General features: G+C 71.4%; 12 protein-coding genes. 2 read left to right on the top strand and 10 right to left on the bottom strand.

The window, feature by feature from the left end; genetic code table 11:
• Positions 1-3: 3 nt before the first annotated feature.
• The 3 genes from TCUR_RS11475 to TCUR_RS11465 all read right to left on the bottom strand — a co-directional run bounded on the left by TCUR_RS11475 (position 4) and on the right by TCUR_RS11465 (position 2,309).
• Positions 4-225, bottom strand: coding sequence for a hypothetical protein (locus TCUR_RS11475; protein ID WP_245537032.1), 222 nt, complete (start codon positions 223-225; stop codon positions 4-6).
• A 130-nt stretch (positions 226-355) separates the two neighbouring features.
• A complete protein-coding gene (locus TCUR_RS11470; RefSeq protein ID WP_012852667.1) occupies positions 356-1,339 on the bottom strand; it encodes a helix-turn-helix transcriptional regulator in 984 nt (327 codons plus the stop codon).
• Positions 1,314-2,309 carry a helix-turn-helix transcriptional regulator gene (locus TCUR_RS11465; RefSeq protein WP_012852666.1) on the bottom strand — a complete coding sequence of 332 codons (996 nt, stop codon included), beginning with the start codon at positions 2,307-2,309 and terminating at the stop codon, positions 1,314-1,316. Before TCUR_RS11465 ends, TCUR_RS11470 begins: the two co-directional genes overlap by 26 nt.
• Positions 2,310-2,406: 97 nt before the next feature.
• Between TCUR_RS11465 and TCUR_RS11460 the strand changes: the two genes are divergently transcribed.
• A complete protein-coding gene (locus tag TCUR_RS11460; RefSeq protein ID WP_083789837.1) occupies positions 2,407-3,489 on the top strand; it encodes a DUF3866 family protein in 1,083 nt (360 codons plus the stop codon).
• A 21-nt stretch (positions 3,490-3,510) separates the two neighbouring features.
• Here the strand turns inward: TCUR_RS11460 and TCUR_RS11455 are convergent, their stop codons facing one another.
• The 4 genes from TCUR_RS11455 to prcB form a co-directional block, all read right to left on the bottom strand.
• Positions 3,511-4,437, bottom strand: coding sequence for an FKBP-type peptidyl-prolyl cis-trans isomerase (locus TCUR_RS11455; RefSeq protein WP_012852664.1), 927 nt, complete (start codon positions 4,435-4,437; stop codon positions 3,511-3,513).
• Positions 4,438-4,509: 72 nt separating this feature from the next.
• The gene (gene pafA, locus TCUR_RS11450; RefSeq protein WP_012852663.1) at positions 4,510-5,868 is read right to left on the bottom strand and encodes a Pup--protein ligase; all 1,359 of its coding nucleotides are present in this window, start codon (positions 5,866-5,868) and stop codon (positions 4,510-4,512) included.
• Positions 5,869-6,156: 288 nt separating this feature from the next.
• Positions 6,157-6,843 (bottom strand): proteasome subunit alpha, encoded by a 687-nt coding sequence (gene prcA / locus TCUR_RS11445; RefSeq protein WP_012852662.1) that lies wholly within the window; start codon positions 6,841-6,843, stop codon positions 6,157-6,159.
• A gap of 21 nt (positions 6,844-6,864) precedes the next feature.
• Positions 6,865-7,674 (bottom strand): proteasome subunit beta, encoded by an 810-nt coding sequence (prcB, locus tag TCUR_RS11440; RefSeq protein ID WP_041439558.1) that lies wholly within the window; start codon positions 7,672-7,674, stop codon positions 6,865-6,867.
• 259 nt (positions 7,675-7,933) lie between these two features.
• Between prcB and TCUR_RS11435 the strand changes: the two genes are divergently transcribed.
• Positions 7,934-9,454: a hypothetical protein gene (locus TCUR_RS11435; protein ID WP_012852660.1), complete on the top strand. Its 1,521-nt coding sequence runs from the start codon at positions 7,934-7,936 to the stop codon at positions 9,452-9,454.
• A 175-nt stretch (positions 9,455-9,629) separates the two neighbouring features.
• On the opposite strand, the gene TCUR_RS11430 is transcribed toward TCUR_RS11435, so the two are convergent.
• The 3 genes from TCUR_RS11430 to arc form a co-directional block, all read right to left on the bottom strand.
• Positions 9,630-9,839, bottom strand: coding sequence for a ubiquitin-like protein Pup (locus TCUR_RS11430; RefSeq protein WP_012852659.1), 210 nt, complete (start codon positions 9,837-9,839; stop codon positions 9,630-9,632).
• A 187-nt stretch (positions 9,840-10,026) separates the two neighbouring features.
• Complete coding sequence (gene dop / locus TCUR_RS11425; protein WP_012852658.1) at positions 10,027-11,544, bottom strand: depupylase/deamidase Dop; 1,518 nt, start codon at positions 11,542-11,544, stop codon at positions 10,027-10,029.
• Between the two features lie 348 nt (positions 11,545-11,892).
• Positions 11,893-13,656, bottom strand: a complete 1,764-nt coding sequence (arc, locus tag TCUR_RS11420) for a proteasome ATPase (RefSeq protein ID WP_012852657.1) — start codon at positions 13,654-13,656, stop codon at positions 11,893-11,895.
• Positions 13,657-13,863: the final 207 nt, after the last annotated feature.

The following is a 13,863-nucleotide window of genomic DNA, read 5'->3' as shown; positions in this document are numbered from 1 at the left end:
CGTTCACGTCGATCGTACGCCGTCATCGACGTGGTCGGGCTCCCGTGTCCGCCGCAACCGGCGAAGTTCACCTTTCAGCGCCGACCGTTCAGGTTCCAGCCGCCGCCTGGCACGGTCGAGTTCACGTCCCAGGATCTGCACCGCGCGCACCACCTTGACCGTGCACACCGCCAGCACGGCCAGCCCGGCGAAGACCATCGCGACGAAGACCTGAGCCCAACCCACTCCGTCACGGTAGCGAATCACCGTGGCCTGCGATAGCCCGAAAAAAGCGTGGTCTACAACACCCGCGCAAGGCGGCCGCCGTTTCGCCGGCCATTCCGCTCCTCCCGCAACGGACCTGATCGCAGGCCGGTCAGGCGCCGGCCGTCGCGTAGTGCGCCAAGGCGCGGGCGGCCTCGTCGCGGACGGAGGCGGCCAATTCGGCCGGACCGATGATGCGTCCCTGGTCGCCCAGCCGCAGCGCCAGAGCCCGCACCCAGCGCCGGTCGGACGTGCGCAGCACCACGCGCAGCCGCCCCTCGCCGAGCTCTTCGACGCTCTCACACGGGTAGTGGTCGGCCACCCAGCGTCCGGCCGGGGTCAGCTCGAAGGTGACGGCGATGTCGTCGGGCGAGGGGTGAAACAGCCGACCGGCCTGCACATCCCGCGGCTCGGCCTCCTCGGGCACCTGCGCGGGCACCTCCTCCAGCACCGTCAGCTCCACGATCCGGTCCACCCGAAACAGCCGCACCGCCTCGGCGCGGCGGCACCAGCCCTCCAGGTAGGCCCGGCCGTCGACCACCAGCAGCCGCATCGGGTCCACATCGCGCTCGGTGTTCTCGTCGCGGGCTGGCACGTAGTAGGTCAGGTGCAGCCGGCGGCCCCGGGCGATGGCGTCGCGGATGCGGGCCGCCGTCGCCCCGTCGCTGTCGGCCTCCACCTGCACCGCCACCTGGCTGCCGACCGCGGCGGCGGCCTGCCCGGCGGCCTCCTCCAGCTTGGCGATCAGGCGGCTGACGGCGTCGCGGTCGCGCGCATCGCCGATCTCGGCCAGCATGCGCAGCGCCACCAGCAGCGCCCCGGCCTCGTCCACCTTCAGCCGCAGCGGCCGGGCGATCGACTCGGCCTCGGCGACGGTGATCTCCCCGCCCTCATACGACAGGTCGATCGGGCAGTAGGGGTCGGGAGCGCGCAGCTCCACGCACCACAGCATGTTCAGGTCGTCGATCAGCTGCTTTTCGGTGACGCCGAAGTCGGCGGCGGCCTCGGCCACCGCCACGGTGTCGCGGCTGACCACGTACGGCACCAGCGCCAGCAGCCGGGCCAGCCGGTCACTGGAGGTGTTGTGCCTGCTCATGCCCCTCCTCTGGGCGGCCGTCGTGCCCGGCCAGCACCGACTTCAGATGGCAGATGACGGCCTCGCGCAAATCCGGCGGGTCCAGCACCACCACATCGGCGCCGAAGCGGGCCAGGTAGGGGGCGAACCGTTCGGCCTCGCCGAAGGTCAGCTCCGCCTCGTCCCACTCCCCATCGCCGGGGCGGACCTCGCCGGCCCAGCGGCGCAGCCCCTGGGCGGCCCCGGCGCGCAGCCGCACGGTCGCGCTGCGCGGCGCGGCGGGCGCCTCCCCCCGGTCGAAGGCGATCTTGCGGATGTCCACTCCCTCGGGGACGGTGACGCTGCCGGGCCGCCCATCGGGCACCACCTCGCCGATGATGCGGCTGAGGCGGAACACCCGGGTGTCGCGCCGGTCGGTGTCGAAACCGACCACATACCAGCGGCCCCGGCGGCTGAGCACCCCCCACGGCTCCAGGTGGCGGCGGGAGGCGGAGGTGCGCCCGACGCCCTGGTAGTCGAAGGCGACCGGGTAGCGGCCCTTGACCGCCTCCCACAGCGCCGGGAAGGCCGGCTCTTCGGTGTCCACCCGCGGCTCGATGCCCAGCGATTCGGACCCGGAGGTGTCGATCCCGGCGGCGCGCAGCTTCAGCAGCGCCCCGGAGGCCGCCTCGGCCAGGCTGGCGCGCTGCCACACCCGGGCCGCCAGGCCCAGCACCGCGGTCTCATCGGGGGTCAGGTGGATGTCGGGCAGCTCATAGTCGCGCGGGGGGATGCGGTATCCGGCCTCGCCGCCGTCCTCGCTGCCGACCTCCAGCGGGATGCCCAGCTCGCGCAGCTCCTCCTTGTCGCGCTCGAACATCCGCTTGAAGGCCTCATCGGAGTCGGGGTAGCCGGGCACCGCGCGGCGGATCTGCTCGGCGGTGAGATAACGCCGGGTGGCCAGCAGGCACACCACCAGACCCAGCAGACGCTCGGTCTTGCGCCGTGACACGACCCACCACCTCGATCCTTGAGCGCGGGGCGGCCGGTCCGCCCGAACTCGCCGCCGCTGCCGTCATCGTCCCTTCCAAGACGCTACCGTTTCCGGCGTGATCCGATGGCGCAAAGGCAGGGTGGAACGCGTTCGCCGGGAATGGTCCGGGGCGGTCGAGCTGGAGGTCGCCATCGGCGGCGCGGACGGCACGGTGCGCGCGCTGGCCTACCCGGCGCTGGTGGGACGCCCCGAGCCCGGGGATGAGGTGCTGCTCAACACCACCGCGCTGGCCATGGGGCTGGGCACCGGCGGCTATGCGATGGTGGTGGCGGTGCCCGACCGGCTGCCGCCGGACCCGTCCGGCCCCGGCCACCTGGTCAAGGCCCGCTACACGCCGCTGCAGGCCACCGTGCTGGGCGCCGACGAGCAGGGCTCCCCCCACCATGAGCTGCTGCGCGAGGCCGACTCCCTGGAGGGGATGCCGGTGATCGTCGCCGATCTGCACTCGGCGCTGCCGGCGATCCTGGCCGGGCTGCTGGCGGAGCGCCCGGGCAGCCGCGTGGTGTACGTGATGACGGACGGGGGCGCGCTGCCGGCCTGGTTCTCGATGTCGATCGCCAAGCTGAAGGAGGCCGGGGCGCTGGCCGCCACCGTCACGGTGGGGCAGGCCTTCGGCGGCGACCTGGAGGCGGTGACGGTGCACACCGGGCTGCTGGCCGCCCGGCTGGTCGCCGGCGCCGAGGCGGTGGTGGTGGCGCAGGGGCCGGGCAACCTCGGCAGCGGCACCCGCTGGGGGTTTTCGGGGGTGTCGGCGGGCGAGGCGGTCAACGCCGCCGCGGTGCTGGCGGGCCGCCCGATCGCCGCGCTGCGCGTCAGCGAGGGCGACCGGCGGGCGCGGCACATCGGCGTCTCCCACCACAGCCTGACCGCCTATGGCCGGGTGGCGCTGGCCCGGGCCGAGGTGGTGGTGCCCGAGCTGCCCGGCGAGTTCGGCGCGCGCGTCGCCGAACAGGCCGCCGCACTCGGTGAGCGGCACGAGCTGGTGCACATCCCGGTGGACGGCCTGCACCAGACGCTGGCGGAGGCCGAGCGGCGCTGGGGCGTGCGGCTGTCGACGATGGGCCGCCGCCTGGATGAGGACCTGCCCTACTTCCTGGCCGCGGCCGCCGCCGGCCGCCACGCCGCCGCGGTGCTGTGACCGCCCGGCGCCAGTGGGCTTTCAGTGGGCGCCGAGGATGTCGACGACGTAGATCAGCGTGTCGTCGCCCTTGATCCCATAGTGCGCCAGCCCCTGGGAGCCGTAACCCCACTTGGGCGGGACGACCAGCAGCATCCGGCTGCCGACCTTCTGGCCCACCAGCCCTTCGTCGAAGGCCTTGATGTCCTGGCCCACCCCCAGGATCTCCCCGGCGGGCCGCCCTTCGCTCCAGGTGGAGTAGAACTCCTTGCCGGTCCGCCACAGCACGCCGGTGAAGTGCAGCACCACCAGCTGGTTGGCGCGCACGGCCGGCCCCGAGCCCTCCACCAGGGTGCGCACCTGCAGCGTCGAGGGCGGGGCCGAGCGGGGGACGGTGACCTTCGGCGCCCGGCCGGCCCCGGCGTCGGCGACCGCGGGCAGGGTGGCCTCCGGCGGCGGCTGGGTCTTGCCCTGGGCCCGGGAATTCTTGGAGTAGGTGGCGTGCAGGTCCAGCACGTACACCAGCGAGTCGTGCGCGCCGACCTGGTGCTGGGCGTTGCCCTGCGCGCCGTAGCCCTCCTCGGGCGGGATGACGGCGGCGACGCGGCTGCCGACCTTCCGGCCGACCAGCGCCTTGTCCAAGCCCGGAATCAGCTTGCCGGAGGGGAAGGCGCTGGGACGCCCGGCGGCGTAGCTGCTGTCGATCAGGCGGCTGCCGGCGCCGTTCCAGCGGTAGCCGACATAGGAGGCCACCACCAGGTCGCCCTTGGCCACCGTGGCGCCCTTCCCCTCGTGCAGGGTGGAGATCACCAGCTTGTCGCCGGGCTCGGCGTCCTTGGGGAAGGTCACCTCCGGACGTTTGCCGTACTCACCGGTCACCTTCACCGGCAGATCGCCGCCCAGGCAGGCGGTCAGCGTCAGCGAGGCGGCCGCCAACGCGGCCGAAAGCTTGATCAGACGACGGCGCATGGACGTCCTTCGGGGTGACGGGGCCTGACTGAGCGCACACCCTACCGGCTGGTCACCCCGAAGGCAGCTATGTCACATGCCTGCGATGAGCTTGTCCACCCGTTCGTCCACCGCGCGGAAGGGGTCCTTGCACAATACGGTGCGCTGCGCCTGGTCGTTGAGCTTCAGGTGCACCCAGTCGACGGTGAAGTCGCGGCGCTTCTCCTGGGCGCGGCGGATGAACTCCCCGCGCAGCCGGGCCCGGGTGGTCTGCGGCGGCACCGACTTGGCCTCGAAGATGCGCAGGTCGTTGGTGACGCGCTCCACCGAGCCGCGCCGCTCCAGCAGGTAGTACAGGCCCCGGCCGCGGTGCACGTCGTGGTAGGCCAGGTCCAGCTGGGCCACCCGGGGGGAGCTGAGCGGCAGGTCGTACTTGCGCCGGTACCGCTCGATGAGCTGGTACTTGGTCACCCAGTCGATCTCCCGGGCGACCAGGTCCAGATCCCCGGTCTCCACCGCGCGCAGGGTGCGTTCCCACAGGTCCAGCACCCGGTGGGCGACCGCGTCGCCGCCGCGCCGGTCGATGAAGTCCTTGGCCTTGCCGTAGTACTCCTTCTGGATGTCCAGGGAGCTGGCCTCGCGGCCGTTGGCCAGCCGGACCTTGCGGCGGCCGGTCATGTCGTGGCTGACCTCGCGGATGGCCCGGATGGGGTTCTCCAGCGTCAGGTCCCGCATCACCACCCCGGCCTCGATCATCCGCAGCACCAGGTCGGTGGCGCCGACCTTGAGCAGCATGGTCGTCTCGCTCATGTTGGAGTCGCCGACGATCACATGCAGCCGGCGGAACCGCTCGGCGTCGGCGTGCGGTTCGTCGCGGGTGTTGATGATCGGGCGGGAGCGGGTGGTGGCCGAGGAGACCCCCTCCCAGATGTGCTCGGCGCGCTGGGAGACGCAGTAGACCGCGCCGCGGGGGGTCTGCAGCACCTTGCCGGCCCCGCAGATGATCTGGCGGGTGACCAGGTAGGGGATCAGCACATCGGCCAGGCGGCCGAACTCCCCGTGCCGCCCCACCAGGTAGTTCTCGTGGCAGCCGTAGGAGTTGCCGGCCGAGTCGGTGTTGTTCTTGAACAGGTAGATGTCCCCGGCGATGCCCTCCTCGCGCAGCCGCCGTTCGGCGTCCACGAGCAGGCCCTCCAGGATGCGCTCCCCCGCCTTGTCGTGCGTCACCAGGTCGATGACGCTGTCGCACTCGGGCGTGGCGTACTCGGGGTGGCTGCCCACGTCCAGGTAGAGCCGCGCGCCGTTGCGCAGGAACACGTTGCTGCTGCGGCCCCACGACACCACCCTGCGGAACAGGTAGCGCGCCACCTCGTCGGGTGACAGCCGCCGCTGCCCGCGGAAGACGCAGGTGACCCCGTACTCGTTTTCAAGCCCGAAGATCCGCCTCTCCACACCTCGACCTTATGTGCCCGGAGGCCGACTCGACAGTCTCAATGTGCTTTTTTTCAATATGCGATCTTGAGATTCGGGGTGGGAGGGAGCGGCGGCGCCCGGCGTCCGGGCCATCGCAGGTCACGGCTTTGTGTCGGCCGCTTGTTCTGGCGGAAATAGAGGTTTGGTTGCTTTTGAGATCGGGTACAGCGCCCGCGCCCTTTACGCTGTAGATCAATTCAGCGCGGCGGCGGGGCCGATCCGGCCCCCGCCCGGCGCGGGCGGGGGCCCGCGGCGTTCCCGGGCCGCTCAGGCCCCCTCGGCCAGCAGCTCCTCGATGCGCGGAGCGGGCAGCCGCCGGAACAGCCGGTGCTCGCGGTTGCGGTCCAGCACCGCCACCTCCAGCGCCTTGGCCTCCAGGCGCCGGCCGCTCTCCTGGGCCTCCAGCGACTGCACCCCGGCGCGCAGCGCCGCCGACAGCGACATCCCCTCGGTGAAGCGCTCCTTGAGCGCCTGCTCGACGGCGTCCACCTGGCCGCCCATCGCCACATAGCCGTGCTCGTCGCGCACCGACCCGTCGAAGGTCAGCCGGTAGATCTGGTCGCTGTCGGCGTCCAGCCCCGCCTCGGCGACCACCAGCTCCACCTCATACGGCTTGGCCGTCTCGGTGAAGATGGTGCCCAGCGTCTGGGCGTAGGCGTTGGCCAGGCCGCGCGCGGTCACGTCCCGGCGGTCGTACTGGTAGCCGTTGATGTCGGCGTAGCGGACACCGGCCAGCCGCAACGTCTCGAACTCGTTGTACTTGCCGACGGCCGCAAAGGCGATCCGGTCGTAGATCTCGCTGATCTTGTGCAGCGCCCGGGAGGGATTGTCGGCCACGAACAGGATGCCGTCGTCGTACTGCAGCACGACGACGCTGCGGCCACGCGCGATGCCCTTGCGCGCGTAGTCCGCCTTGTCCTTCATCTGCTGTTCGGCCGGAACATAAAACGGCATGGTCACCGGAGTCGGTCCCTTCTATCGCAGCGGGGCGGTAGGCCCGCCCGGCGAGTCGTGACGCCCGTCGACGACGATGCGGGCCAGTTCCCCGACCTCCTCTTCGGGAAGACGGCGGAACCCGTCGGCGGTCACCGTGGCCACCACCGGGTAGATCTTGCGGATCAGGTCCGGCCCGCCGGTGGCCGAGTCGTCGTCGGCGGCGTCGTACAGCGCCTGCACGCACACCAGCGCGGCGTCCTGGGCGCTCAGGTCGGGCCGCCACAGCTTCTTCAGCGCCCCCCGGGCGAACACCGAGCCGGAGCCGATGGAGTGGTGCTCGTGCTCCTCATAGCGCCCGCCGGCGGGGTCGTAGCTGAAGATCCGGCCGACCTCGCGCTCGGTGTCATAGCCGGCGAACAGCGGCACCGCCACCAGCCCCTGCATGGCCATGCCCAGATTGGCGCGGATCATGGTGGCCAGGCGGTTGGCCTTGCCCTCCAGGGAGAGGGTGCGGCCCTCCATCTTCTCGTAGTGCTCGATCTCCACCTGGAACAGCCGGACGATCTCCATGCCGATCCCGGCGGTGCCCGCGATGGCCACCGCGGAGAACTCATCGGCCCGGAAGACCTTCTCCACGTCGCGCTGTGCGATCATGTTGCCCGCAGTCGCCCGCCGGTCACCGGCCATGACCACTCCGCCCGGGAACGTCACCGCCACGATGGTCGTGGCATGGGGCGCCTCCACGTTCCCCGGCATTCCCCCGGCGAGGGCCGTCATGTGGCGGCCGGGCAGCAGATCCGGGTTATAGGACGCCAGGAACTCGGTGAACGAGGACGTGCCCGGGTTCATGAACGCTCCCGGCAGACGTCCGGTGTATGAATCGTGGGACGCCACGCGACTCCTTCCCTTCACCCATGGCACCGGTTCCCCGTAGGACCTTCACCGGCGCGGACGGTTACGACCCTACTGTTCAACCGGCTCGGCCCGCATGCCCGGATGATCCTTCGGAGAGTCCGCCCACGGCGAACCCGCACGCCCGCCGCCGGGCGGCGGCCGCGCGGGCGGTTCGGCGCATACGCGGGCAGGCCCGGGACACTACGATGACGACGTGGTGTGGGGACCTCCTGGCCCGCCGACCGGCCCGTACGGCCGGCCGGCATGGCCCGCCGACCAGGGCCGAGCGCCCTGGCCGACCCTGCCGGGCGCGCCCGGCGGGCCGCCGTGGCCGCCGCCGGCGCCCTACCCGCCGCCCGAGCAGCCCGCCCCCGACGGCGACGCCTTCACCCGGGCCGAGCGCGACACCCGCGCCGCCGTGGCCGCCCCCTGGTGGGCCGGTGCCGCCCCCCTGCAGCGGCAGCAGGCGCTGCTGCCGCTGCTGGTGTCCCTGCCGGACCGTTCCTGGTGGCTGTATGGGGCGTGGGCCCGCTGGTACCGCTGGCATCCGGTGGACGGCCGCTGGTACCCCGCCGCTCCCCCGCAGAGCACGGCGCTGCGGCGGTCGGCCCGGCCCGCCGCCGGGACCGGCCCGCCGCCGGTGCCCCTGGAGATCCTGCCGGCCGGTCCGGACTTCGCCCTCGACCACGGTCCGCCGCTGGCCGTGGCCGGCCGGCCGGTGTCGGGCGCGCTGCTGTACCGGCTGCGCTCGGTGATCGGCGAAGCGGCGCTGGCGCCCCCGGCCGACTACCCGCTGGGCTGGAGCCACTTCCTGCACGGCACCCCCAGCACCATCGCCGCCACCTGGAGCGCGATGCTGTGGTGCGCGTCGGTGCCGGTGTTCGACGCGAGCGACGACGGCGAGGGCGCCGGCCTGCTGAGCCTGTGGGAGCCCTACCTGGCCCACCCGCCGGCCAGGCACGGCCGGCTGCGCTGGCCGGCGCCGGTGCCGCTGCGCGCCCTCATCGGCCTGTACGCCGAGCGGATGCGGGCGGGCCGGCCGGATGCCGCCGGGCAGATCGTCCGCTGCATGGTGATGACCGCCCAGGCGCTGCGCGACGACCCCCGTTTCAAGATGCGCGCCTCGGCGCTGCTGTCGGTCATCGAGCCGCTGCAGGTCAACCCGGCGCTGGACCATCCGGCGCTGCCGTACGGGGATGAGGCGCTGGAACGGGAATGGGTGAGCCGCTGCCCGCCGCAGCTGGCGGCCATGATGTTCACCGACACCGCCCCCGGCGAGCACTTCCAGATGGCCTGCTACGACCTGGCCGAGGCGCTGCGGCCGATGTGCGGGGATCCGGACGAGGGCGGCTTCACCGAGCCGCGGCACGCGGTGGCGGCGCTGCTGGCGGCCGACCTGGCCGGCTACCGGCCCGACCTGGCGCCCCCGATCGGCAACTGGCTGGACCCGGAGATGCGGGGGCTGCTGGGCGAGGTGCTGGCCCGCCCCGACCACGCCCTGCGCCGGCTGTGGCCGGTCGGCGGCGCGCTGCCGGAGGGCTTCCGGCCCGCCGACACCGGCACGGCGCTGCGCGCGCTGGGCGCGGCGGCCGCGGTCGCCGTGGCCTGGTGCCGGCTGGCGCACGGCATCCCCGTCCCGCCGGACGGCTTCCCCGTGCCGGACGCCTTCGCCGCCGCGCTGGAGGATCTGCGGAGCCGGCCCGCCACCGGCGAGATCCCCCGGGCCGGAGCCTGAGGCCGGCCCGCGGCCAAGGAACGGGAACTAAGGAGCGGGAAAGCGCATCGCCCGGCTCGCAAGGTCTTGCGAGCCGGGCGATGGCCGGGTCTGGCCCCCATGGGCCGCCCCTGCGGTCACAACCGGGATGCCTCGTGGACCGACGCCGCACGGCCGGAGGCGGCCGGGGCAGGCGTCACTGTCCGCCCTTTTGCACGTACGAACGGACGAAGTCCTCGGCGTTCTCCTCCAGGACCTCGTCGATCTCGTCGAGGATGGCGTCGACGTCGTCGGACAGCTTCTGGTGGCGTTCGGCGACGTCCTCGCCGACCGCCGCCTGGGTCTCCTCGACCTCCTCCTCACGACGGGTGGTGTGCTTCTGCCCGCCGGTGTCCCTAGTGGCCATCGGTTCCCTCCACTCACTGCCGGTGCCCCCACCCTATCTTCGATCACCGACGACGAGCGGACCTCGGCGTCCGGTTCGCGCTGCGGCTGTCCAGGGGCTGCCTGACAGGGTTATCGCCCGCACACCCTTCACTGAAACGGTCATACCGGTCAGTACTGTGCGATCGCCCCGGTGGGCGCAATCCGTCTCAGTTCTGCCCGGTGAGCACGGCGACCAGTTCGGAGGCGGTGCGGCAGCGGTCCAGCAGCGCGCCCACATGCTGCTCGGTGCCGCGCAGCGGCTCCAGCGTGGGCACGCGCTGCAGCGACTCGCGGTCGGGCACGTCGAAGATCACCGAGTCCCAGGAGGCGGCGGCCACCGAGTCGGCGTACTGGCGCAGGCAGCGCCCCCGGAAGTAGGCCCGGGTGTCGGTGGGCGGGTTCTCGATGGCGGCCTGGACCTCCTCCTCGGTGACCAGCCGTTCCATGCGCCCGCGCGCCACCAGGCGGTTGTACAGGCCCTTGTCCGGCCGCACGTCGGTGTACTGCAGGTCCACCAGCTGCAGGCGCGGGTGCGACCAGTCCAGGCCGTCGCGGCTGCGGTAGCCCTCCAGCAGCTCCAGCTTGGCCACCCAGTCCAGCTCCCGCGACAGCTGCATGGGGTCCTCGCCGAGGCGGTGCAGCACCGACTCCCAGCGGTCCAGCACATCGCGGGTCATCTCGTCCACATCGGAGCCGTAGCGGTCCTCCACGTACTTGCGGGACTGCTCCAGGTACTCCATCTGCAGCTGGACGGCGGTCATCTTGCGGCCGTCCCGCAGCGTGATCAGATGCCTGCAGGTCGGGTCGTGGGAGACCGCGCGCAGCGCCGCCACCGGCATCTCCACCGACAGGTCCACGGTCAGGAACCCGTCCTCGATCATCGACAGCACCAGGGCGGTGGTGCCGAGCTTGAGGTAGGTGGAGATCTCGCTCATGTTGGCGTCGCCGATGATGACGTGCAGCCGCCGGTACTTCTCCGGGTCGGCGTGCGGCTCGTCGCGGGTGTTGATGATGGGCCGTTTGAGGGTGGTCTCCAGCCCCACCTCGACCTCGAAGAAGTCGGCGCGCTGGCTGATCTGGAAGCCGTCGCCGCGGCCGTCCACCCCGATGCCGACCCGCCCGGCCCCGCACACCACCTGGCGGGAGACGAAGAAGGGCGTCAGGTGCCGGACGATGTCAGAGAACGGGGTCTCCCGCTTCATCAGGTAGTTCTCGTGACAGCCGTAGGAGGCGCCCTTGTTGTCGGTGTTGTTCTTGTAGAGGTGGATGGGGTGGGCGCCGGGCACCATCGCCGCCCGCCGGGCGGCGTCGGCCATCACGCGCTCCCCCGCCTTGTCCCAGATCACCGCGTCGCGCGGGTTGGTGCACTCGGGAGCGGAGTACTCCGGGTGCGCATGGTCCACATACAGCCTGGCGCCGTTGGTGAGGATGACGTTGGCCAGCCCCAGGTCCTCGTCGGTGAGCTGGCTCGGGTCGGCCACCTCTCTGGCCAGGTCGAAGCCGCGCGCGTCGCGCAGCGGGTTCTCCTCCTCAAAGTCCCAGCGCGCCCGCCGGGCCCGTGCCGCCGAGGCGGCCAGATAGGCGTTGACGACCTGCGAGGAGGTCACCATCGCGTTGGCTCCCGGCTGACCGGGCACGGAAATCCCGTACTCGGTCTCGATCCCCATCACCCGCCGAACACTCATATCGCCGAGCCTAGTGCCGATCGGGGCCTCTTAGACGAGGCAGGAACAGATCGCGGTGACGCCGCGGCGGGCCGGTCGCCGGCCGCCGGGCGCGCCGGGAGAAGGTCCCGGCTGCTCAGCGGGCCACCGGCGCGGCGGCTGGTGCATACGTACGACATCGGCTTCTTCTTACCCCCGCCGAGCCGGTTTGCCCCATGCCGGTGTCCCGATCCCGCCGATCGCCGCGCCGAAAAGGCCGCCGGGCGCCCGGCGGCGCCGTGGAAAGAGCGATGCGGCGGCCACGCCGGGTGGCCGCCGCATCGGCGAAGATCGGCCGGGTGACGCCCCGCAGGGCGTCCCGCCGGTGCCTTACAGGTACTGGCCGGTGTTCGCCACGGTGTCGATGGAACGCCCGGCCTCGCTGCCCGCCTTGCCGGAGACCAGGGTGCGGATGTAGACGATCCGCTCGCCCTTCTTGCCGGAGATGCGGGCCCAATCGTCGGGGTTGGTGGTGTTGGGCAGGTCCTCGTTCTCGCTGAACTCGTCCACGCAGGCGGCCAGCAGGTGGGAGACCCGCAGTCCCTTCTGCCCGGTCTCCAGGTACTGCTTGATGGCCATCTTCTTGGCCCGGTCGACGATGTTCTGGATCATCGCCCCGGAGTTGAAGTCCTTGAAGTACAGGACCTCCTTGTCGCCGTTGGCGTAGGTGACCTCCAGGAAGCGGTTCTCCTCGGTCTCGGCGTACATCCGCTCGACGACCCGCTGGATCATCGCCTCGATGGTGGCCTCTTCGCTGCCGCCGTGCTCGGCGAGGTCATCGGGGTGCAGCGGCAGGCCGGGCACCAGGTACTTGGAGAAGATGTCCTTGGCCGCCTCGGCGTCCGGCCGCTCGATCTTGATCTTGACGTCCAGCCGGCCGGGCCGCAGGATCGCCGGGTCGATCATGTCCTCGCGGTTGGAGGCGCCGATGACGATGACGTTCTCCAGCCCCTCCACCCCGTCGATCTCGCTGAGCAGCTGCGGGACGATGGTGTTCTCCACATCCGAGGAGACTCCCGAGCCGCGGGTGCGGAAGATGGAGTCCATCTCGTCGAAGAACACGATCACCGGGGTGCCGGCCGAGGCCTTCTCCCGGGCGCGCTGGAAGACCAGCCGGATGTGCCGCTCGGTCTCCCCGACGTACTTGTTGAGGAGTTCGGGGCCCTTGATGTTGAGGAAGAAGCTCTTGCCCTCCTGGCCGGTCTTCTCGGCCACCTGCTTGGCCAGCGAGTTGGCCACCGCCTTGGCGATGAGGGTCTTGCCGCAGCCGGGCGGGCCGTACAGCAGCACGCCCTTGGGCGGGCGCAGCTTGTGCTCGCGGAACAGATCGGCGTGCAGGTAGGGCAGTTCGACCGCGTCGCGGATCTGCTCGATCTGAGGTCCCAGGCCGCCGATCTCCTCGTAAGTGATGTCGGGGACCTCTTCCAGCACCAGCTCCTCGACCTCGGCCTTGTGGATCTTCTCGTAGGCGTAGCCGGAGCGCGGCTCGAGCATCAGCGAGTCGCCGGCGCGCAGCGGCACGCCGCGCAGCGGCTCGGCCAGCTTGATCACGCGCTCCTCGTCGGCGTGGGCGATGACCAGGGCTCGCTCACCGTCGTCGAACAGCTCCTTGAGCATGACCACCTCGCCCTGGGTCTCATAGCCCAGGGCCTCCACGACGTTGAGCGCCTCGTTGAGCAGGACCTCCTGGCCCTGCTTGAGCTGCGAGACGTCCACCGAGGGACTGACGTTCACCCGCAGCTTGCGGCCGCCGGTGAAGATATCGACCGTTCCATCCTCCCGGGCCCCGAGGAAGACCCCGAAACCGGAAGGCGGCTGCGCCAGCCGGTCGACCTCTTCCTTGAGCGCGATGATCTGCTCCCTGGCCTCCTTGAGGGTCGCGACAAGACGTTCGTTCTGCCCGGTCACGGCGGCCAGTTTGGCCTGTGTCTCGTGGAGGCGGTCTTCCAGCACACGAATCTGACGCGGGGACTCCGCGAGCTTGCGGCGCAGCACGGAGACCTCCTCCTCCAGCATGGAGACCTGCGACCGGAGATCGTGTATCTCCGCGTCGTGCTGCGCTTTGCGCGCCCCAGCATCGTCACGAGCGGCCACGCCCCGTCACCTCCTCAAGAAGAGAGCCGACGACCTACTCAGACCCTACCTATCCGGAGGGCTTCCGTAACCTGCCCTTGGGGTGCTCGTGTCGTGCCAGGCCGATCACGGCGGCTCTGCGGCGACCTGGAGCCCCCGGGAGCACATCCCGGAAAACACTGGAACACCGCAGGGATCTGGCTTCATTCCCGAGCCGCACGCGAAGTT

The sequence above is a fragment of the Thermomonospora curvata DSM 43183 genome (assembly GCF_000024385.1).
Taxonomy (GTDB): domain Bacteria; phylum Actinomycetota; class Actinomycetes; order Streptosporangiales; family Streptosporangiaceae; genus Thermomonospora; species Thermomonospora curvata.
This window is presented reverse-complemented; position numbering and strand designations above follow the sequence as displayed.